Source organism: Psychrobacter sp. P11G3 (assembly GCF_001435845.1).
In the GTDB taxonomy this organism is placed as follows: Bacteria; Pseudomonadota; Gammaproteobacteria; order Pseudomonadales; family Moraxellaceae; genus Psychrobacter.
Genome location: NZ_CM003596.1, coordinates 2141605 through 2164044, shown reverse-complemented (window position 1 = coordinate 2164044; position 22440 = coordinate 2141605). Strand labels below are relative to the sequence as shown.

At 43.5% G+C, this 22440-nt stretch carries 18 protein-coding genes; 7 read left to right on the top strand and 11 right to left on the bottom strand.

Features of this window, described 5'->3' with window-relative positions:
• The first annotated feature begins 118 nt into the window (after positions 1–118).
• The 4 genes from AK824_RS08620 to AK824_RS08610 all read left to right on the top strand — a co-directional run bounded on the left by AK824_RS08620 (position 119) and on the right by AK824_RS08610 (position 4795).
• Complete coding sequence (locus tag AK824_RS08620) at positions 119–1582, top strand: NAD-dependent succinate-semialdehyde dehydrogenase (protein WP_156410706.1); 1464 nt, start codon at positions 119–121, stop codon at positions 1580–1582.
• Between the two features lie 186 nt (positions 1583–1768).
• Entirely contained in the window at positions 1769–3028 is a 1260-nt protein-coding gene (gene gabT, locus AK824_RS08615) for a 4-aminobutyrate--2-oxoglutarate transaminase (RefSeq protein ID WP_057760742.1), read from the top strand.
• An 87-nt stretch (positions 3029–3115) separates the two neighbouring features.
• Positions 3116–3292, top strand: a complete 177-nt coding sequence (locus tag AK824_RS13565; RefSeq protein ID WP_156410705.1) for a hypothetical protein — start codon at positions 3116–3118, stop codon at positions 3290–3292.
• 60 nt (positions 3293–3352) lie between these two features.
• Positions 3353–4795 carry an APC family permease gene (locus tag AK824_RS08610; protein WP_057760740.1) on the top strand — a complete coding sequence of 481 codons (1443 nt, stop codon included), beginning with the start codon at positions 3353–3355 and terminating at the stop codon, positions 4793–4795.
• A gap of 953 nt (positions 4796–5748) precedes the next feature.
• Here the strand turns inward: AK824_RS08610 and AK824_RS08600 are convergent.
• From AK824_RS08600 to carA, 11 genes are all read right to left on the bottom strand, one after another.
• The gene (locus AK824_RS08600) at positions 5749–7122 is read right to left on the bottom strand and encodes an NAD-dependent succinate-semialdehyde dehydrogenase (RefSeq protein WP_057760737.1); all 1374 of its coding nucleotides are present in this window, start codon (positions 7120–7122) and stop codon (positions 5749–5751) included.
• Between the two features lie 97 nt (positions 7123–7219).
• Complete coding sequence (locus AK824_RS08595) at positions 7220–7414, bottom strand: agmatine deiminase family protein (RefSeq protein ID WP_264753479.1); 195 nt, start codon at positions 7412–7414, stop codon at positions 7220–7222.
• Positions 7415–7494: 80 nt separating this feature from the next.
• Positions 7495–8817: a glycosyltransferase family 4 protein gene (locus AK824_RS08590; protein WP_057760733.1), complete on the bottom strand. Its 1323-nt coding sequence runs from the start codon at positions 8815–8817 to the stop codon at positions 7495–7497.
• A 150-nt stretch (positions 8818–8967) separates the two neighbouring features.
• A complete protein-coding gene (locus AK824_RS08585; protein ID WP_057760731.1) occupies positions 8968–9840 on the bottom strand; it encodes a TIGR03915 family putative DNA repair protein in 873 nt (290 codons plus the stop codon).
• 75 nt (positions 9841–9915) lie between these two features.
• Entirely contained in the window at positions 9916–11184 is a 1269-nt protein-coding gene (locus AK824_RS08580; RefSeq protein WP_057760729.1) for a putative DNA modification/repair radical SAM protein, read from the bottom strand.
• 141 nt (positions 11185–11325) lie between these two features.
• The gene (locus AK824_RS08575; protein ID WP_057760727.1) at positions 11326–11901 is read right to left on the bottom strand and encodes a hypothetical protein; all 576 of its coding nucleotides are present in this window, start codon (positions 11899–11901) and stop codon (positions 11326–11328) included.
• A gap of 211 nt (positions 11902–12112) precedes the next feature.
• Positions 12113–13006, bottom strand: a complete 894-nt coding sequence (locus AK824_RS08570) for a hypothetical protein (RefSeq protein WP_227511143.1) — start codon at positions 13004–13006, stop codon at positions 12113–12115.
• Positions 13007–13477: 471 nt separating this feature from the next.
• Positions 13478–13954 (bottom strand): transcription elongation factor GreA, encoded by a 477-nt coding sequence (greA, locus tag AK824_RS08565; protein WP_057760725.1) that lies wholly within the window; start codon positions 13952–13954, stop codon positions 13478–13480.
• A gap of 330 nt (positions 13955–14284) precedes the next feature.
• Entirely contained in the window at positions 14285–17548 is a 3264-nt protein-coding gene (carB, locus tag AK824_RS08560) for a carbamoyl-phosphate synthase large subunit (protein ID WP_057760724.1), read from the bottom strand.
• A 52-nt stretch (positions 17549–17600) separates the two neighbouring features.
• Positions 17601–17996 (bottom strand): hypothetical protein, encoded by a 396-nt coding sequence (locus AK824_RS13560; protein ID WP_156410704.1) that lies wholly within the window; start codon positions 17994–17996, stop codon positions 17601–17603.
• Positions 17997–18031: 35 nt separating this feature from the next.
• Entirely contained in the window at positions 18032–19273 is a 1242-nt protein-coding gene (gene carA, locus AK824_RS08555; protein ID WP_057760722.1) for a glutamine-hydrolyzing carbamoyl-phosphate synthase small subunit, read from the bottom strand.
• A gap of 502 nt (positions 19274–19775) precedes the next feature.
• Here carA and AK824_RS08550 point away from each other — a divergent pair.
• From AK824_RS08550 to prfB, 3 genes are all read left to right on the top strand, one after another.
• Complete coding sequence (locus AK824_RS08550; protein ID WP_057760719.1) at positions 19776–20312, top strand: gamma carbonic anhydrase family protein; 537 nt, start codon at positions 19776–19778, stop codon at positions 20310–20312.
• Between the two features lie 157 nt (positions 20313–20469).
• Positions 20470–21171: an HAD family hydrolase gene (locus tag AK824_RS08545; RefSeq protein ID WP_057760717.1), complete on the top strand. Its 702-nt coding sequence runs from the start codon at positions 20470–20472 to the stop codon at positions 21169–21171.
• Between the two features lie 124 nt (positions 21172–21295).
• Positions 21296–22391, top strand: a protein-coding gene (prfB, locus tag AK824_RS08540) for a peptide chain release factor 2 (RefSeq protein ID WP_102078362.1) whose coding sequence is annotated in 2 segments (ribosomal slippage) — positions 21296–21367 and positions 21369–22391 — 1095 coding nt in all. Because the reading frame shifts where the segments join, the coding sequence is not laid out codon by codon here.
• Positions 22392–22440: the final 49 nt, after the last annotated feature.

Below are 22440 nucleotides of genomic sequence, written 5' to 3'. Positions count from 1 at the left end.
CTCGTATATAGAATACGTGTTCAGTATATTGAACAAATAACGAATTATCAATAATTATTTACGACTTACCATTGTATCCATTCTTATAAATACATCCTATATGACAAGGAGCGTCAATATGTCACACGCGCTGCAGTTATCAAATCCAGATTTACTCAAACAATCTTGCTTCATTAAAGACGGCTGGCATGCTGCTAGTGATGAAGCTGTGCTTGATGTCAACAATCCTTTTAATGGCGAGCTCATTGGTACTGTACCAAGTCTTACCACAGAAGATGTCAACGAAGCCGTTGCTTATGCTCATGACGTCCAAGCAGACTGGGCAGCAAAAACAGCCAAAGAGCGTGCAGAGTTATTGCAAAAGTGGGCGGATCTAATCGATGCCAATAAAGAAGATTTGGCCATCATTATGACCGCTGAGCAAGGCAAGCCACTAACTGAGTCACGTGGTGAAGTAGGTTATGCCAACAGCTTTATCCGTTGGTTTGCCGAAGAAGGTAAACGCGTCTATGGTGATGTGATTCCTGCCAATAGCACACAGCTACGTCATGTCGTTCTTAAGCAGCCGGTTGGTGTTTGTGCCGCTATCACGCCTTGGAACTTTCCAGCTGCGATGATCACGCGCAAAGTTGCTCCTGCGCTCGCAGCAGGCTGTACGATTATTGTCAAACCAGCCACCGAGACACCGTATTCGGCATTGGCACTGGGTGTATTGGCAGAACAAGCGGGTATTCCAGCTGGCGTTATTCAGGTTGTAACCGGTAAGTCTTCTGTCATCGGCGACATCCTAACGGGTGATGCACGCATTCATAAGCTGTCATTCACAGGTTCTACAGAAGTAGGCCGTACGCTGATGGCACAATGCGCGCCGACTATTAAGAAGCTATCGTTAGAGTTGGGTGGCAATGCGCCATTTATCGTCTTTGATGATGCCGATCTAGAGAAAGCCGCTGCTGGTTTAATCGCTTCTAAATATCGTAATGCTGGTCAGACCTGTGTCTGCGCCAACCGAGTATACGTTCAAGACAGCATTAAAGATAAATTCTTAGATGTCTTTGTCAAAAAAGTCGCTGAATTAAAAGTAGGTAACGGCTTAGAAGAAGGCGTAGATATCGGTCCTCTTATCAACAAAAAAGCGTTAGATAAAGTTCAAGCCTTGCTAAAAGACGCGCTAGATAAAGGCGCAAAACTGGTCACTGGTGGTAGTGTCAATGACGCTTCAGAACTGACTTATAATCCAACGGTTATCACAGATATTAGTAGCGATATGGACATCGCTTCTGAAGAAATCTTTGGACCAATTGCAACCATCTTTACTTTCAAAGACGAAGCAGAAGTTATCCGTGCTGCTAACGATACTATCTATGGCTTGGCCGCTTACTTCTATAGTAGTGACTATGCACGTTCATGGCGCGTTACCGAAGGTCTTGAGTACGGCATCATCGGTCACAACACGGGTTTGATTTCTACAGAAGTTGCCCCATTTGGCGGTGTGAAGCAGTCTGGCTTTGGCCGTGAAGGTTCAAAATACGGTATCGAAGACTATATCACGACCAAATACTGGTGCTCTGATATCACCTAATAGCCATAACCTAATGAGTTGGCTTAATGGTTAGCAAAGCATCAACTAGCATAAATTTTTAGATATCTATGGTGTTTTGGGTCAAACAAGCACCATTTGATATCTACTGAGTACAAAGACAAACATCAAATAAACCGCCAATCACTAGATGGCACTTATGTTACGAACAAAGAAAAGGACATTCCCATGACTACCAATCAATCATTACTTGAGCGCCGCAAAGCTGTTTTACCAACAGGACTTGGGGTTGCCTTTCCTATCTTTGCAGAAAAAGCAAAGAACTCAGAAATCTGGGATATCGAAGGCAAGCGTTATATCGACTTTGTCGGTGGTATCTCAGTATTGAACACGGGTCATAGCCATCCAAAAATCACCCAACGTGTGCATGAGCAGCTAGACAAGTTTACGCACACTGCGGCGCAAATGATTAACTACGAATGCTATGTAGATTTGGCTGAAAAGCTATGCGAAAAAGCGCCTATCAGCGGCGATACTAAAGCGTTCTTTTTGACCACTGGTGCAGAAGCTGTTGAAAACTGCATCAAGATTGCTCGTGCTAAAACCCGTCGTCCAGGCGTGATCTCTTTTGTTGGTGGCTGGCATGGTCGTACCATGATGTGTATGAGCTTGACAGGCAAAGTATTGCCATACAAAAAGAACTTTGGCCCGATGCCAGGACCTGTGTTCCATGCGTTGTTCCCTGCAGAAGAGTTGAACGTAACAGAAGCGCAAGCGCTACATAGTCTTGACATGATCTTCCAAGCAGATATCGATCCTAGTGAAGTGGCTGCAATGATTATCGAGCCAGTCCAAGGTGAGGGTGGTTTCCATCAGGTAACGCCATCATTTGCCAAAGCGTTGCGCGAGATTTGTGATGAGCATGGCATCGTGCTTATTTTTGACGAAGTACAGTGTGGTTTTGCCAGAACCGGTACCTTATTTGCAGGTGAGCAGCTAGGTGTTGAGCCTGATTTGATGACGACTGCCAAGAGCTTGGCTGGCGGCTATCCTATATCAGCAGTGGTTGGTCGCGCTGATATCATGGATGCGCCGCAAGTCGGAGGCTTAGGCGGTACTTACTCTGGTAACCCACTGGCTTGTGTGGCAGCGCTTGCTGTAATGGAAGTGATCGAAGAAGAGAACTTACTTGAGCGTAGTGTGGTGATTGGTGATACCATCGCCGCGTTTTTGAAAGGCTTGAACCTAAGCAGTATCGGTCATATCCGTCATAAAGGCGCGATGCTAGCGTTTGAACTAATCGATAGCGAAGGCAAACCTGATGCAGCAGCAGCAGCCAATCTAAAAGCAAAATCATTTGAGCAAGGTTTGTTATTAGCGTCTTGTGGTATGTATGGCAATGCCATTCGTGTGATGGTGCCATTGACGGTCGAAGATGAGGTGCTACAAGAAGGCCTTGATATCATCAAAGGTATTCTAACGGCATGAGCAATACTGAGTGTCATTTACTTTAGCGATGGATCGCTTTTAACCAAGTACAGCTAGTTCAAGTACCGATATTGGTTAAAAGATTGTATGAAAGATAACGGCAAGGTTGCCCTTATAACACTCGCTTTGAGTGAGTTTTTTAACGGCGCCTTGCAAGTCAAGACGCCGTTTTTGTTTTTGCTGTTTGCATACTATACCGACGGCAAATACAAGTTTTTCGGCGACGCGACAGACACAACAAACATGATGGGTATGATCCCATGAAACAAAAATAGTGTAGCTGTAACAGGCTCACACGGATGACACACAGACAAGGAGTAGGTTATGTCTGAATTAAAAAAGTCGCTAGGGGTGTTCGATATCATTGCACTGGCATTCGGTGCAATGGTCGGTTGGGGCTGGGTTGTACTGGCAGGTAGTTGGATCATCTCGGCAGGTATATGGGGCGCAATTAGCGCCTTTTTGATAGGCGGTCTGGTAGTTGTATTGATTGGTGTGACGTATGCTGAACTTGCGGCCTCTATGCCAATTACTGGCGGTGAGCATACTTATACTCACCGAGCACTAGGGGTCAATGTCTCCTTTATTTGCTCATGGAGTATTTTGTTCGGTTACTTTTCAGTCGTCGCGTTCGAGGCCGTGGCGCTTCCCACCGTCGTCGAATACATTATTCCCAATTATAGCCAAGGGTATCTTTGGAATATCGCTGGCTGGGACGTATATGCCACATGGGCCGCTGTTGGGATGCTTGGTTCAATCATTGTCACATGGCTAAATATACGCGGTATGGAGGTCAGTGCTTGGTTTCAAAAGCTGGCAGTCGTGGGTATTTTCTGTGTAGGTATATTACTGTTCGTTGGGGCATTGATGTTTAGTCCTGAAACCTCTAATACAGTACAAGCGCCTAACTTCATCGGTGGTATGGGTGGCATCATGACTGTGATGGTAATGGTACCGTTCTTATTCGTTGGCTTCGATGTTATTCCGCAAGCTGCAGAAGAAATCAATCTTACCCGTCCAAATATCGGAAAATTTTTGATTGTCTCTATTATTATCGCGGTGCTTTGGTACGTGGCTGTCGCTTGGAGTGTGGGTAAAACATTACCACTATTACAAGCGCAAGACTCAACATTGGCGACCGCTGATGCGATGACCAATGCTTGGAATGGTAAATGGGCGGGTACGTTGCTCGTTATTGGCGGTGTACTAGGTATTTTATCAAGCTGGAACGCGTTTCTTATCGGTGGTAGTCGTCTGTTATATGCTATGGGCAAAACACACATGTTGCCGCAGTTTTTGTGCAAGCTGCATCCTAAGTATAACACCCCAGTCAATGCGATCTTGTTGATTGGTGGTCTCGCGACACTCGCGCCATTGTTTGGTCGCAAAATGTTGGTATGGATTGTAGATGCTGGTGGGTTCGGTATTGTTATTGCTTATACTTGTGTGGCTCTTTCATTCTTAGTGCTGCGCTACCGTGAGCCTGATATGGTACGTCCGTTTAGAGTACCAGCAGGTAAGTTGGTTGGTATTATCACTATTATCTTAAGTCTCGGTATGTTGGCGCTTTACCTACCGGGCATGCCATCAGCCCTTGTTCCTATCGAGTGGTGGATATTCCTTGGTTGGACGGTTCTTGGCGGCGCAATGTATGGCTATGCATCAATGAAGAATCCTGGTAAGAGTAAAGATATTATGGATCATGAGCTGCGTGAGCTGAAAACGGCTAACCAGCAATGGTTAAAAGAAAATCCATATAAAAAGTAGACTTACTTATCGTTAATAAAAAAGCCTAACGTCAAACGTTAGGCTTTTTTTGTTGTTTTTGTTCTGTTCAAAAATGAGTTTATACATTTAGGACAGTAATAATTTACTTAAAGTCGTTTTCTATCCTTTCTTGATTAGATGAGAGTCTTAATTATTTTTGTTAAATAATCAACTAGCATAATATTCGCATATTGACATTTAACGATAAAAAAGTAAAATAGCTCACTCTTGTTTACTATTATCGTTGTCGTGAAGGTTAGCTATATGATCAGAAGTGGAGATAAACTAAAATGTATCTGTGGCAACGATTTTTTTGTAGAAGGCTCGGTCTACACTGTCGGCAATATTATAAGCAATAAGTTTTTCCAAATAAATATTAGTGCAAATGATGAGTATTGGTATGCAACAAAGGACAGTGAAGGGATATATGTTCGTTTTAATGAAGAGGACCACTTAGTCAATGACGCCTTTTTTTCTTTAGAAAAATAATAGTATTAGCGTCTCATTGAGAAAGCTGTGGGTTTCGAGTGTCAGGCAATGGATTGAGGTGCTGCTACTGCCCGATAGTATGCTCAATAAACAGAACGACATTTTTCTAGTTTTTGGCAGTGTACTCGACATCGCATCATCTAACTATGTAGAGACAATTTAACGTAAAAATAATGAATAAAAATATCCCAACGAAAAGACCTAATACTTGATATGAGGCCTTTTTTGACGTTCTGAAATACGTGCAATCATAATACTCTTAAACATGCATAGAAAAATAACTACGTCTAAACTCTAGATTTCGTGAAATGAGTATGATCAATGAGATTAACTAAGTTTTTGATGTTCGATATCGTCAACTAAAAATAAGAAAATCCATATAAAAAATAGACTTACTTATCGTTAATAAAAAAGCCCAACGTCAAACGTTAGGCTTTTTTTCATTCAACTAAGGTTTTAATCTATTAAGACTTATCACGAATCAGCTTATAATTTAAGAACTCGGTGATGCCAAGAGTGCCAAGCTCACGGCCAAAGCCTGAACGTTTAACACCGCCAAATGGAGTATTTGCCTCAGAACCAGAAGGCGCATTAATAGTGACCATACCCACTTCTAATTTGTCAGCGATTTCAGCAGCCAGTGCCGCATCTTGCGTTTGAATAGACGCACCCAGACCGAAAGGCACGTCGTTGGCAATCTTGATGGCATGGTCGATATCATTTGCTTTATAGACGACTGCGACAGGACCAAACAGCTCCTCACGATATACATCCATGGATTCAGTCACATCTGTCAGTACTGCAGGCTTAAACCAAGCGCCAGGCTTGTCTTTGTCCATGCCGCCTTCTACCAATACCGTTGCACCTGCTTGAATAGCACTGTCTAGCTGCGCTTGCAAGTTGACCGCCGCGGCTTTTGATGACATTGGGCCAATGAACGTATCTTCTTTAAGCGGGTCGGCCAAAGTCATGTTACTGACCGCATTGGTAAAGCCTTCAACGAATTTATCATATACGGATTCAATGACGATCAAACGTTTGGCAGCATTACAGGCTTGTCCAGTATTACCAAAACGACCAAAGATAGCGCCTTGTATCGCTTGCTCGATATCGGCATCTGCTGCAACGATAAAGGCATCTGAACCGCCCAATTCTAAAACGACCTTTTTGAGTGCGCCGCCAGCTTCTTTTGCGACCGCTTGTCCAGCGCGTTCAGAACCTGTTAGCGAGACACCTTGTACGCGTGTGTCATTGATGATGGTCGCTGATTGCTCATTGGTCGCAAAAATATTGTTATAAACGCCCTCAGGTACGCCTGCATCTTTGAAGATATCGACGATAACTTCTGCGGTGTTTGGACACTGCGGTGCGTGTTTTAGAATAATTGTATTACCCGCCATAAAGTTTGGCGCGACAAAACGGGCTACTTGGTAATGTGGATAGTTCCACGGCATGATACCTAGTAGCGCGCCTACAGGGTGTTTTTCTACCGATGCTGATCCTGAGTCTACATCAATGGTGCTTGGCGCTAGTAGCTGCTCAGCGTTGTCTGCATAGTAGCGGTAGATATCAGCAACCAGACCAATCTCGCCTTTTGCTTGGGCAACAGGTTTGCCCATTTCGTTGGCGACGATGCGTGATAGCTCGTCTTGGCGCTCAAGATAGATATCAGCGATTTTATACAGTAGTGCACTGCGCTCATTTAATGGCACTTTACGCCAATCTTGATAAGCAGTGTCGGCTTGCTCAATGACTTGTTGGATATCTTGTTCAGTGGCGGTAGGGTAAGTGGCTTCTACTTCACCAGTGGCTGGGTTATTAACTTGATAATCGCTCATGTTATGTCCTTTATTTTAAAATATTATTGGGTTCAAAATCCATTTGGGTCTATATTTTTGTGCGGGTACTTTTAATTAAAGCTTTTAATTAATGCTTTTAGTTATTGCCTTTGAACGATGGTTTTGGTTGCTGCTGCGTAATACAGTGAATATTACCGCCACCAAAAACAATCTCTCTTGTTCGTACTCCCACTACCTGATGATGAGGAAAGACTTTTTCAAGCTGCTCGATGGCGAGTGCATCATTTATATCATCATATTGCGGTACGATGACCGCGTCATTACAAATCAAAAACTTGGCATATGAGGCGATACAAACATCACCCGTTAGGCGAGGTTTGGCATCATCAGATTGGAGAGTGTTTACAGTGGTTAATTGTCTTCTGCTGTTTCTATCGTATCGACATTATCCGTTGTCTTCGATTTTTCTTTAGTCAGCTTTATTTTTGGATTCTTAGCAACAGGTTCGATATTTTTCACGGCGACATTCAGGGCAGGTTTAGATGCTTTTTTTAGACTGCGTTTGATGCGTCGAACTGCGATAGCATCTGCTTCGGCTTGTTCTTCGGCAAGCGCCGTATCATGTAAGCTTTGATATACTTCAAGCGTCTTTTCAATCATCTCACGCATGGTGAATTTGTTGGTCATTTCAGGACGCGTCACACTCTCTAGCTGGTTTCTAACGGCTTTACAAAGCGCATTGGCATTGTACTTTTTTACCAAGCCTTGCGGGTAGAGCGGTTGTAAAATCTCGCTAAAGGCAGCTTGATCCCAACCAATAACTGGCGTACCTAAATGTATGGCTTGTAGGGCATTGATACCGATTGACTCGGGCTCATTGGCAAGTGCCATGACGATATTAGCCGCCGATAGCCATTCCCGCATATCATTACGCTTGCTGCCCACATAGGTAATACGTTCAGCCAATCCCAAGCTGTTAGTACGTTGGCGAAAGTCTTCATGAGCGACATCGCCGTCTTTATAGTCTTCATCCATAATAATGACATGAATATTGGGGAACTGTTCTTGCAGGTTACCCAAAATATCTATCAGCCATTCTTGCCCGTACTCATTACCGATGACGGTTGGGAATACGAGCCATTTTTTGTGCTCAAGCTCAGGGTATTCAGCAAAGGTATGACGTAACCAATAAACCGAAGGGTTATGACGATAAGGGTAGCGCCGAGTATCGATACCACGATAGATACGTGTGATGACTTTAGGATCTACGTCTTCGATGCGCAGTCCTTTTTTTAAGTATTGCGTGACACTATCAGATACGGTGATTATCGTATCAACATTGAGTAGAGCCTGAGAGTACTTATTAATAGGATAAAAACCATACATGGTCGAGACCAGTTTGGGAAAACGTCTGACACGTGCGCGGCGTAGTGCCAAATGCAATATCCATGCAGGGGTACGCGAATGTACATGAATGACATCAGGCTCGTACTTTTCTATCAAATGCCGTAGGGCAGAGACTTGCAATAGCGATAGCCAAGACTTTTTATTCACGTGTAGCTGATGGTAAATATTGCCATCGCGCTTGAGACGTCTAACCAAGTCATTATCTTCATCGGCACTAGAGACAATGATAGAGGTATGCTCATTTTTGACCAATGCCCGTCCAAGATGAAAAATGCCGCGCTCGGATTCATCATGCTTTAGAGACGACAGTAAGCGCATAACTTTCATAATAGCGTTGGTCACCGGTTAGTAATATCAATTTGCTATTGTCAGTTAAAAGCGATTAAAACTCAACCATCAAGATAAAAAGATGAGGTCAGATAGGTAGTTTTTAGACTATATAAGCGTAAGACGTGGCTTAATAAACACCAAAAGCCGTTAGCGTCGTTTTTGTAAATGCTCAGCATTGGGTAGTACTTGTTTTTCACTCAAATATTTCCAGTAGCGCTGCGGGAGATATTGTTTATGCAGCTTGGGGTTTTTGCGCTCTTTGATATTGACGTTGGTAAAGTAACCTTGCCAAAATTTTTGATAGCGCTGCTCATCAGGACTATGGATGCTAGCAGGGTTGCGTAGTACCGCATCATCGAGGTCGGTGATGGTTTGCAGCTTTGCTGGACGTGATGGTGTGCTATTACTTTTATCGTAATAGATGCCATAGCCCCGCGTTAGATCATAGATCGCCCAGTGTTGATCTTGATAGCGCTGCCGAAAGTGCTCTCCGATGAGTGGCAGTACATTAAAATCAGGCTCTACACGTGCAAAATAAATATCATCAGTCGTATGTTCAAAACGTACAAACGCTTCCATACGGTGTTTTTCGCGCCCGACAGATTTGACTGTCTGCACTAATTCGAGAACGTCTAAATTACCAAGGTCTTGCATAATCTGACGACTAGGGTAGTCGATGGCGTATTTGACCACGCGAAACAATGTCGTACCGATATCGTCTTTCTCTGATAAAAAACCCCATAAGATATTTCGCATGCCTGAGCGACCCAGTAAGGTATTTAATTTAACCAACACGCGCTCGGCTTTATCCTCATCAGTTACCACATTAGTCGCCTGAGCGATGAGTGATGGCACATAGCAATCTTGCGCGGTTAGTTTGAGTGACATATCATTTTGCAGACGATTGGCATAAACATAAAACACAGCACTCAGCCAACCTTCAAAGCTAGGCTCATACAGTACAATGCTAGGCGTCAATTGACCGACAGCGTAAGAGTCATTTTGCATAAGTGCTGACATGTTTTATCCTAAATTTCTATCATAAATACAATAGCGAGATAGCAGGTTTTTTAACACGTGCTATCTAGAGCCATTTTAAAATAAAGCCAACTGCCCAGTACGTTGATCGTTAAACTTGGTCTGTGTTTGAGCCAATACATACTGACGGAAATTATCGCGCGTTAAATGAGCAAGGTGTTCGTTTTTGCCAGTAGTCGCGATGAAGTATTTAGCACGGTTGACCGCAGCGCCCATCTTTTTTAGATGGTATAGCGTCAATTGATTGAACTTACGTGCTTTGACGATTTTCTTGGCAGTCTTTGTACCGATACCTGGGATACGTACAATCATCTCATAAGTCGCTGTCTGGATATTGACTGGGAAATGCTCGCGATGGCGTATCGCCCACGCCAGCTTTGGATCGCAGTCCAAATCTAAAAATGGCGATTCTGGCTCCACAATCTCATGCGCACCAAAACCATAAAAGCGCATTAACCAATCTGCTTGATACAGACGGTTCTCCCGCACCATCGGCACAGGCGTTCCAATCGCAGGCAAGCGATTATCAGAGAGCATAGGTACATAACCTGAGTAGTAGACCCGCTTAAGATCATACGTTTTGTAGAAGTGACTCGACAGCTGAATCACCTGCAAATCAGTCTCGTTACTCGCACCAACGATCATTTGACTGGTCTGACCTGCTGGCGTGAACTTAGGCGCTTTCTTATGGGTTTTACGGCTCTCACGGATGGTGATAATCTCTTCTTTTACCGTTTCCATCGGTGCTTTTAATTGGTCATGTGATTTCTCTGGTGCAAGCAAAGCCAATCCTGATTTGGTCGGAATCTCGATATTGACGCTCAAACGATCCGCATATAATCCTGCTTCTAGCAGCAGTTCTTTTGACGCACCTGGGATGGTCTTTAGATGGATATAGCCATTAAAGCGCTCGCGGGTACGCAAAAGTTTGGCGACTTCGACCAGTCGTTCCATCGTATAGTCGCCACTTTTAAAGATACCAGAGCTAAGAAATAACCCTTCTATATAGTTACGGCGATAAAACTGCATGGTTAAGTCGACGACTTCTTCGACACTGAACGCAGCACGCGGCGTGTCATTGCTCTTGCGCGAGGTGCAATAAGCACAGTCGTAAATGCAGTGATTGGTCAAAAGAATCTTTAATAGGCTGACGCAGCGACCATCTTCGGTATAGCTGTGACAGATACCCGTTGCTGAGGCATCGCCTAGACCACCGCCTTGGTTTTTACGCGTACCAGCGGAGGATGAGCAGGAAACATCATACTTGGCAGCATCAGCCAAAATATTGAGTTTTCCCTGTAATCTTTCATAATTGATGTTTGCCATAAGTCGCGTTTTACCAATTAATTGATGAAAGACTATTTTACCAAAATTATCGCTAAGTCATTGTATTTATAGGTGAAGTTAGAATGATATACGACAACGGTTGTCGTCAAGAAAGTCTAGATTTTTAGATATGATTTGAGTTTATATAAAAATTTTTTCAGCTAATAATCCAACCACCAATCCGCCAACGATACCTGCAATACCAAGCAATAGGAGAGGAATGGCTAGTATCGTGAGTATCTGTGCTTGGCTTTTTTGAATCTCAATAGAGTAGTGGTTTAAATCAATATCTGCCAATGGGATAGCGCCTCCTATCATTGCTTGAAATCTTGAGGTACTTGAACCTGGTACTAGCTTTAATTCGTAGTGACCCGCTTCCGCCTTAAAAGTAAAAAGCTCCATTCTTCCAGTATCAAAATTGTTTGAGCGCGGAGACAGTATCGAGCGATTAAGCTTAATTTCTTTATCAGTAGCGGTATTGAGAATATGTGTTCTAAACTGGGTCAGCGGCGTTTTTTTGAAGAGAGGGCCCTTGTGCCAGATTGCATAAATGCCTGATTTTGAGACAGTGAAACTACCTGCATTATCGTTATATGGTAGCGTCAATAATATGATGCCATTAAATGCATTGCTAAACAGTTTTATTGCTTTAAAAATAATAAATATGCCAATAAGAACAAGGATGAATAGAAATATTCTAATGGACAGGATGCTCATTATTCATCTTCCTTAGTGATATAGAGCTTAATAATAACGTGTTACAGCCAATACAACTACAAGGCTCATTTTTCAGATTAACAAACGCTTATTTATATCATAATAAGTTAGCTATTTTCCAAAAAAAGGTCTTGTGGACTAGATAGCTAGTCCACAAGACCTTTTACATATACCGATAGCTGTCAAATAATAATATGCGACAGTTTAATGTTTACTGAACCTTGGCACGTATGACGACAGTTTTGGCCGCATTGGCATCAAAGTTCACCAAGTTCCATTTCAGACCAGAGTAGTTTTCTTGGACAACCACCGTATTGCCAACCTGCTGAATGGTTTGATAGCTGTCTCCACCAGTGGTAGCAAGCGTCGGCAGAGGACTATTCAACGAGACTAACTGGACGCCACTTGGTAATGAGATCATTGCGTTGATGTCATTAACTGGCTGTGCTGTGGTGTTGGTATAAGTGGTGTGATACTCGATCACATCGCCTGGGGCAATATGATTGGCAGGAACGGCAACTTCACGTCCATCAGCATTTTTTAGAATTTTCATGACTTTGGTGTTGGCATTGACTACGCCAGGCGTACTAAAAGTCGGGGTCAGTTGCAACGTATCCAAAGTTGTCGTCGTTGTCGTTACTTGATTGGTCACTGGCTGCTGCATAATCACTGGCGGGGTGACATTGGTTGCGACAGGTAGTACTTGCGTCACGCTGCTGGCAGGCGTGGTAATCACATCTACTTTAGTGACTTTATTGGTAATAGAGTTAGTCACTGGTACGCTAGTAACGGTCGTCGTACCTTGGACAACAGGAGACTGACGCACGACATAGCGTGGCACAGTGGTCACCTGAGTTACTGCGTACGGCATGCCGACTTGCATGGTGATTCCGTTTGGCGTTGCCGTAATCGTAGCAGTTTTGCCATCAGAGTATTGCTCGACCACGGTGGTGCTACCGCTCGCAGATGAGCTAATAGCAATCTCAGGGGCAGCATTGGCCGATGATGCGGCCAATACGATACTTGCTAGCAATGCAGACATAGCTGCATTTTTTGCCATAGTCGTTGTAGCAGTTGATGCTTGAAAACCATCGTTCATAATCATAAAAGACTCCTCAAAAATAATAGTAAGTAATACAACAATAGATAATGCTTAGATAAACAAAACCCCCGCTAAATGACACCAAAAAATATGCCAAATAACGAGGGTAGTAGTGCTGATATTAGCCTATGTATGCGATCAGACCATCATTATTTTTAGTAAAAGCGCAGCAGTGTTAACTTGCATAGAAGTTATTCAATCTTAACTATTTCTTACTGAATAGACTTAATACTAAAGCTATAGTGCACTCAAACTCAAATAATTATGCGCCAAAACAAATCATGGATAAAAGCAGCATTGTGTAACCGAAATGGTATAAATGCTATCTATGTGTAGTACAGCTTTCACCTATGGAATTGCATAACTAAGTAATCAGGCGCAATCATTGTCATAGAAGCTATTATCTAAAAGTCATTTCTCAAACTATCTACAATTGAGAGTATCAAGCTTCTAGATTGGAACGCAGTGTAGCTATTAGTCGTATATAACTTTCATGACTTCATATTCAACCACGCCCTTTGGCGTTTCGATGCGGACTTCGTCGCCTTCGAACTTACCAATCAAACCACGAGCAATTGGTGAGTTGACTGAGATTTTGCCAGCCTTGAAATCAGCTTCATCATCGCCAACGATTTTGTATTGTTTTTCTTCTTCGGTGTCCATGTTTTCAATCACGACGCTGACGCCAAATACGATACGGCCTTCTTTTGGCAGTGTCGAAGGATCGATGACTTGAGCGCCACCAAGTTTGGCTTCGATATCACGAATACGTGCTTCACAAAAACCTTGTTGCTCGCGGGCAGCATGGTATTCAGCATTTTCTTTCAAATCGCCGTGTTCGCGTGCTTCAGCAATCGATGCTGTGATACGTGGACGGTCGACACTTTTTAGCTGTTTTAATTCGGCTTCTAAAGCCGCGTGTCCTTGCGGAGTCATTGGGTAACGTTGCATGTTTTTTCCTTAAACCAATAACACCACACCACCTCATAATGAGATGGTGTCAGTGTTGTTGCAATGGATATAAAATATAAAAGAGTGATAATTAAGACGATGTAATGAATAAGTTGGCTATCATTTATGAGTGTATCTCACCTCAATTCAAGCATAGGCGCACTTAAGCTTACGTAATAAAAAGCATAGTCGCAATTTAGCCACTATGCTTTTTAGGTCTATCACGGTAAAGGTATCGTTCCTCAAGCATGGTTGGCTATATTTAAAGCAAACAACGATACTTGAGTGAGCTTTTAGGCAAGCCTAACGGTTATGCTTAATCTACTGAAATTATTCAGCCACGTCAATAGACTTTGCTTGCTCATGCAAATCTTGTAACTTATAGACATCAAACGGTAAGTCAATCGCGTAAGATTTGCAGACGGCATCAGCGGCACCTAACGTGGTGACGTAGAATACTTTTCCTTGTAGCGCACTGCGGCGAATAGAGAACGAATCCTCTTGTGCTTGCTTACCTTCAGTCGTATTGATGATAAGGTCGATTTTGCCATTTTTCAAGGCATCAACGATATGCGGACGACCCTCAGTAACCTTGTTGATTTGTTGACTTTCGATACCAGCGTCGCTCAGTACTTTTTGCGTGCCAGTGGTCGAGACAATCTTAAAGCCAAAGTCTGCAAGTTGACGAGCAATCGGAGCGATTTGGGCTTTGTCGCTGTCACGAACCGAGATAAAGACCGTTTTTGTCTCGCCTTCAGTCGGTAGACCTGGCAGACGCTCATTACTACCGATAATGGCCTTGTAGAATGCTTCGCCAAAGGTTTTGCCCACGCCCATAACTTCGCCCGTTGATTTCATCTCAGGGCTCAAGATTGGGTCAACACCTGGGAACTTAGCAAATGGGAATACCGCTTCTTTGACCGCATAGAATGCTGGGACAATCTCAGTAGTAAAGCCTTGGTCTTTAAGCGAAGTACCAGCCATACAGCGAGCAGCAACCTGTGCTAACGAAGTACCGATACACTTAGAGACGAACGGTACTGTACGTGCAGCACGTGGGTTCACTTCTAGGATATATACCGTTTCGCCTTTTACCGCGAACTGTACGTTCATTAGACCGATAACGCCTAGCTCTTTTGCCATAGCAACTGTCTGTGCGCGCATCACGTCACATAACTCTTTAGACAGTGAGTATGGTGGTAATGAGCATGCTGAGTCACCTGAGTGAACACCTGCCTGTTCGATATGCTGCATGATACCGCCGATAACGACATCAGTACCATCGCATACACAGTCAACATCGACTTCGATAGCATCGTCTAAGAAACGATCGAGTAGCACAGGTGCTTCGTTTGAAGCCTGAACTGCGGTACGTAGGTAATGTCTTAGCTCGTCTTCGTTATAGACGATTTCCATCGCGCGGCCACCTAACACATACGACGGGCGTACAACCAATGGATAACCGACGTCTTTTGCTTTAACCAAACCATCTTCTAAGCTCGTTGCTAAGGCGTTTGATGGCTGTACTAGGTTAAGCTGTTGGATCATGTGCTGGAAACGCTCACGGTCTTCCGCGCGGTCGATCGCATCAGGACTCGTACCGATGATTTTTACACCCGCTGATTCTAACGCGCGCGCTAGTTTCAATGGTGTTTGGCCACCGAACTGGACAATCACGCCATCTGGGTTTTCGATACGGACGATTTCTAGCACGTCTTCTAACGTAATTGGCTCAAAGTACAAGCGGTCAGACGTGTCATAATCGGTTGAAACCGTTTCAGGGTTACAGTTGACCATGATGGTTTCAAAACCATCTTCACGCATGGCAAGCGCTGCGTGTACACAGCAGTAATCAAATTCAATACCTTGGCCGATACGGTTTGGACCGCCACCGATGACCATGATTTTTTTCTTGTCAGTTGGGTTGGCTTCACATTCGCTATCGTAGGTTGAGTACATATAAGCGGTGCTGGTAGCAAACTCTGCCGCACAAGTATCAACACGCTTATAGACTGGATAGACGTTTAGATCCCAACGCTTTTTGCGAAGTTGCTTTTGTGAAATACCAAGCAGTTTAGCCAAACGCAAATCTGACAAACCTTTACGTTTAAAGCTACGTAGATTTTTCTCGTTCAATCCACCAAAGCCAAGTGATTTTACGGTAGCTTCTGTTTTAACGATGTCTTCGATCTGTACCAAGAACCATGGGTCAATCTTGGTAAAGTTAAACACTTCATCGACACTCATACCGACGCGGAATGCATCAGCAACGTAGTAGATACGCTCAGGTGTTGGAATGGTTAGGCGGTTAATGATTTCGCTACGCGCTTTTTCGGCGCTTACTTTTGATAAGTCAATTTGCTCGTCAAAGCCATCCGCACCTGTTTCCATACCGCGTAAGGCTTTTTGCATAGACTCTTGGAAGTTACGACCAATTGCCATCACTTCACCGACAGATTTCATCTGAGTCGATAGGATGTTGTCTGCTTGTGGGAATTTTTCGAAGTTGAAACGAGGTATCTTAGTCACGACATAATCAAGCGCAGGCTCAAAGCTGGCTGGCGTTTTGCCACCAGTGATGTCGTTTTGCAATTCGTCTAGCGTATAACCAATGGCCAGTTTCGCTGCGATTTTGGCAATCGGGAAGCCAGTTGCTTTTGAGGCGAGGGCAGACGAACGTGATACACGTGGGTTCATCTCGATGACGACCATACGACCAGTATCAGGGTTGATACCGAACTGTACATTTGAGCCGCCCGTTTCTACACCGATTTCACGCAGTACTGCTAATGACGCATTACGCATGATTTGGTATTCTTTGTCCGTCAAGGTCTGTGCTGGCGCGACGGTGATTGAGTCGCCTGTATGCACACCCATTGGATCAAAATTTTCGATGGCACAGATGATGATGCAGTTGTCGTTTTTGTCACGAACCACTTCCATCTCGTATTCTTTCCAACCAATCAATGACTCATCGATCAATAATTGATGGTTTGGAGACAAGTCAAAACCGCGCTCACAGATTTCAATGAACTCATCGCGGTTATAAGCGATACCGCCACCTGAGCCACCCATCGTGAATGATGGACGAATGATACATGGATAGCCCATTTTTTCTTGAGTCGCAAAGGCTTCTTCCATGGTTTCAGCCGTTTCAGCGCGAGGGCACTCAAGGCCAATACGCTTCATGGCTTTATCAAACAAGTTGCGGTCTTCTGCCATCTCGATTGAGTCTTTGGTCGCGCCAATCAATTCGCAGTTATACTTTGTCAATACGCCATGCTTGTCCAGCTCTAGCGCACAGTTTAGAGCCGTTTGTCCGCCCATCGTTGGCAAGATTGCATCTGGACGTTCTTTGGCAATGATTTGTTCAACCGTTTGCCAAGTAATCGGCTCGATATAGGTCGCGTCAGCCATGACAGGATCGGTCATGATGGTCGCAGGGTTTGAGTTGACCAAGATGACACGGTAGCCTTCTTCTTTTAACGCTTTACAGGCTTGTGCGCCTGAATAATCAAACTCACACGCTTGACCGATGACGATGGGGCCTGCGCCAATGATAAGAATACTTTTTATGTCGGTACGTTTTGGCATTGAAACACCTTAGAATTTGGATAAGTAAAGTTATTTATTAAAGTTATGTTTTTTAGTTAGAACAAACTTTATATTTCAACCAAGCAAGAGTTTCTTGATCGTTTGTAGCTTTAGGTAATATGCTGTTTAAAGTCAAATATCCATAAAAACCACCATCTTCGTCAACTATAACTGGTGGGCTATTTGCAATAGTGTTACATGGGCTATATTTTGAGATACTTGAACCGTATTTACCGATAGTGTTATGAATAGATAGAGGTGAAATTTCTGAACCATATTTTCCAATAGTATTATGAATCGAGTCAGGCGATATTTCCGAACAGCTTAGGCAACCTAGATACTCTGAATTATTTGTATCACCAAACAACATGAGCTTATTTGCAGCATTTACGTTGGATGTCATAACTAAAATAGAGCAAGTTATAAGTAACTTTAATATAATTTTCACAAATTTCAGCCTTAATTTATTTTACTAAAACCAATTTATACTGACGCTGTTTTGGCACCTGCCATCATATCCGCAAACTTATCAAACAATGGCGCGCAGTCATGTGGACCTGGGCTGGCTTCTGGGTGACCTTGGAAGCTAAATACAGGCTTATCGGTCAACTCGATACCTTGGTTGGTACCATCGAATAATGAACGATGGGTAGATTTAACGTTGTCAGGTAGCGTGTCTTCATCAACCGCAAAGCCATGGTTCTGACTGGTAATCATCACCGTACCAGTCGCCAAATCTTGTACTGGATGGTTGGCACCATGATGGCCCGTTTTCATTTTGATGGTATTTGCACCGCTAGCCAAACCAATCAGCTGATGGCCTAAGCAGATGCCAAACGTTGGTACGTCAGTTTGCCCAATGATGTGGCGTACCGCATCGATAGCATAATCACAAGCTGCAGGGTCGCCAGGGCCGTTTGATAAGAAGATGCCATCTGGGTTCATTGCTAGCACATCTGCGATAGGGGTCTGTGCTGGTACAACCGTTACGTGACAACCGCGGTCAACGAGCATGCGTAGGATGTTGGTTTTGCTACCGAAGTCATAAGCGACGACGTTGTATTTAGAATCGATGTGAGTGCCGAGTTGCTTAAAGAAGCCGCCAGTACCACTATCATGACTACCAGGGATATCGCGGTTGAGTAGGGTGTCTGATAAATCCCAGGTACCCGCTGTCCACTCAAAGTTCTCTGTAGTGCAGCATTCTTTTGCCAAGTCCATACCCTTTAGACCTGCAAAGCCTTTTGCTAACTCAATCGCTTTTTGCTCATCGTCGCTACTGATCGTCTCGCCGTTTGAGGCAGTCATGATACAGCCGTTCTGTGCACCTTTATCACGTAATAGACGTGTTAGCTGACGCGTATCAATTTCAGCGATAGCCACTGTCTCATTACGCTGTAAATAGTCGCTAAGTGACTCTGAGTTACGGAAGTTAGAGGTTGCCATGGTGGCATCACGGATGATAAGACCGTCTGCCCATACTTTGTGACCATTGCCAGATTCTGTGTCCTCGCTATTGGTGCCTGTATTACCGATATGCGGATAAGTTAGGGTGACCAGCTGTCGCGCATAACTTGGATCGGTTAGAATTTCTTGATACCCTGTCATGGCGGTATTAAATACCACTTCACCAACACGATGACCTAGGCTGCCGATACTGACACCGCGAAAAATTGTACCGTCTGCTAGTGCCAAAATTGCTTGTGTTTCTACCGATGAATTCAAGGATTGCCTCCGCTATTATTGGTGAGTGCCATCATGTTTTGTTGGTCTAAAATTGCTCCGTATCCTTTTATTTACGGCATTTGACTGTTGTCATATAAAAGTAAAAAAAGGGCGATACACAAAAATTTTCCACAAAAAAGCGAGAAGACATTATTGATGAAAACTACAAAACCCACTAGATAGTGAATAGGTAACTTGCATCATGTCCGCTCGCTTAGGCACAGATTTTGCGTATTATATACAAAATAGACGGTTATAGCTAGCCGATTTACTGGATTAATAGTCATTTCATAGCTAATAATGAGGTCTTTATAAATATATCGACTTTATAAAATAGCCTAAGCGGCCACTGACTCCTTTCTCTTTTATCAAAATCAACATCCAGCGTGTATTAATAGCGCTGGATTTTCACAGTTGGCTTTGCCACAATGGACAGCGCAGCGCTAAACCCAATTTTTATGATCGTTTGTTATAACAATAATGAAGATGACAAGGAGTCGTTATGATTTATCAGTATTTAGACAAAACCCCTGAGTTTGCTGCACCGTTCAACGGTTGGGTAGCAGACTCAGCACAAGTGATGGGTGATGTATATTTAGGCCATCAAGCCAATATTTGGTTCGGTGCAGTGATACGCGGTGACAACGATCGTATCCATATCGGTGACTATAGTAATGTGCAAGAAAACAGTGTGATTCATACTGATGCAGGTATCAAAGTTACTATTGGTAATTACGTGACTATCGGTCATCTGGCTATGTTACATGGCTGTGAAGTCGGTGATAATAGCTTGATTGGCATTGGCGCTGTGGTACTTAACAATGTCAAAATCGGTAAAAACTGTCTGATAGGGGCAAAAGCCTTGATTACTGAAGGTCAGGTTATTCCTGATAACTCGCTAGTGATGGGCGCGCCTGCAAAAGTGGTCAAGACGCTGACCGATGAGCAAGCAGCCATGCTAAAAATGTCAGCGCTACATTATGCTGAGCGTTGCCAGAAATTTAAAACAGGCTTGACAGAAATAGCGATGCCTGACTAAGGGTAAGTAAACGAGCTAAGTTTAAATAGATAGACGATAGGGCGCATACTTATTTCATTAATAGACTGTTCAATTAATACGCTCAGCCTTAACGCATAATGTACCCAATTTTATTAAATAATTCATATTTTTTCGCAACCAACGATAAGGTCTCACCATGCAGGCAAATCAAGTACAAACAAAACAAAAACAACTGGCATTATTCGATTTAGATCATACATTACTTGATGTCGATAGCGATTATCTCTGGGGCGAGTATATCGTAAAGCATGACCTTGTCGATGAGGCGCAGTACCGCACTGCCAACCAGAAATTTTATAATGATTATATTGAAGGCACACTAAACGCGACAGAGTACAATGAATTCGTTGCGCAGTTTTTGAGTAGTCTGCCGCTTGATAGACTTGATGAGCTAAGAGAAGACTATATCAAAAGCGAAATCGAGCCACATATTCGCCCAAAAGCGATGGAAGCGTTGTGCCAGCACATTGAGCAAGGGCACGATGTAGTGATTATTTCTGCGACCAATGATTTTGTAGTATCCGCCATTGCCAAGCGATTTGGTATTGAAGCTGCCAATGTATTGGCGACGCCGCTAGAGATCAAAGACAATCGCTATACAGGTAAGCTAATTGACAGACCAAACTTCCAAGCGGGTAAAATATACCATTTGGATAAATGGCTGAATAAACAGCAAGCCTCTGGCATCACCTTTGAAAAAACATACGCGTATTCAGATTCCAAAAATGATATTCCGTTACTTGAATGGGCTGATGTGGCCGTTTGTGTGTCACCTGATGACGCGTTACATGCGCATGCTTTGGCACATCGCTGGGCAGTAGAAGATTGGTCAATATAGGCTGTCCAATCTAATAATAGTAGCAACATTGGCAATAGTGATAATTAGCGAACCATTTAGTCTCAATCTCATTTAAAATAGCGCCACATGCGTTATTTATTTTATTAGAAAAACAGGAACATTTATGGAAATCAATCCGTATCAAGAGCAAATTAAAGACTTATCAGAGCGTGGGCAGGATTTGCGGAGGTATCTTTGACTTTGATGGTAAGCAAGAACGCTTAGAAGAAGTCAATTTAGAGTTAGAAAACCCTGAGCTATGGAACGATCCAGAGCGCGCGACCAAAATTAATAAAGAAAAAAGTCACCTTGACGGTGTCATCGATGTGGTGGTCTCTCTTGAAACGACACTAGAAGATGCGTCTGCCATGTTAGAGTTGGCAGTCGAAGCAGAAGATGAGTCATTGCTAGCCGACGTGCAGAGCGAGCTAGATAGCGCTGAAAAACGTGTTGCTGATTTAGAATTCCGTCGGATGTTTAGCGGTGAGATGGATCCAAATAACTGCTACTTGGATATTCAGTCAGGCAGTGGTGGTACTGAAGCACAAGATTGGGCTGAAATGCTACTACGCATGTATACGCGCTGGGCAGAAGCACATGGCTTTAAAGTAGATGTAATTGAAGTGTCATCAGGTAGCGTGGCTGGTATTAAGTCGGCAACGATTGAGATCAAAGGCGATTATGCTTTTGGTTGGCTGCGCACCGAGATTGGTGTCCACCGTTTGGTACGTAAATCACCATTTGATAGTAATAATGGTCGTCATACCTCGTTTGCTGCGGTGTTTGTGTCACCTGAAATCGATGACAATGTCGAGATTGATATCAATCCGGCTGATTTACGTATCGATACTTATCGCTCATCTGGGGCGGGTGGTCAGCACGTAAACACGACAGATTCTGCGGTACGTATTACCCATGAGCCGTCGGGCGTGGTAGTGACCTGTCAGAACGAGCGTAGTCAACATGGTAACAAAGCCACGGCGATGAAGATGCTACGTGCTAAGCTGTATGAGCTTGAAATGCAAAAACGTATGGAATCACAGCAAGCGGTCGAAGACGGTAAGTCTGATGTCGGCTGGGGCAGTCAAATTCGCTCATACGTGCTCGATGACTCTCGTATCAAGGATTTGCGTACGGGTGTTGAAACCTTTAACACTGGTGCGGTACTAGATGGTGATCTCGATCAGTTTATTGAAGCAAGTCTAAAAGCAGGATTGTAAAAAGCTGTCTTAAATAAGCAGCCGCTTTAAAATAGTAACTAATTAAAAT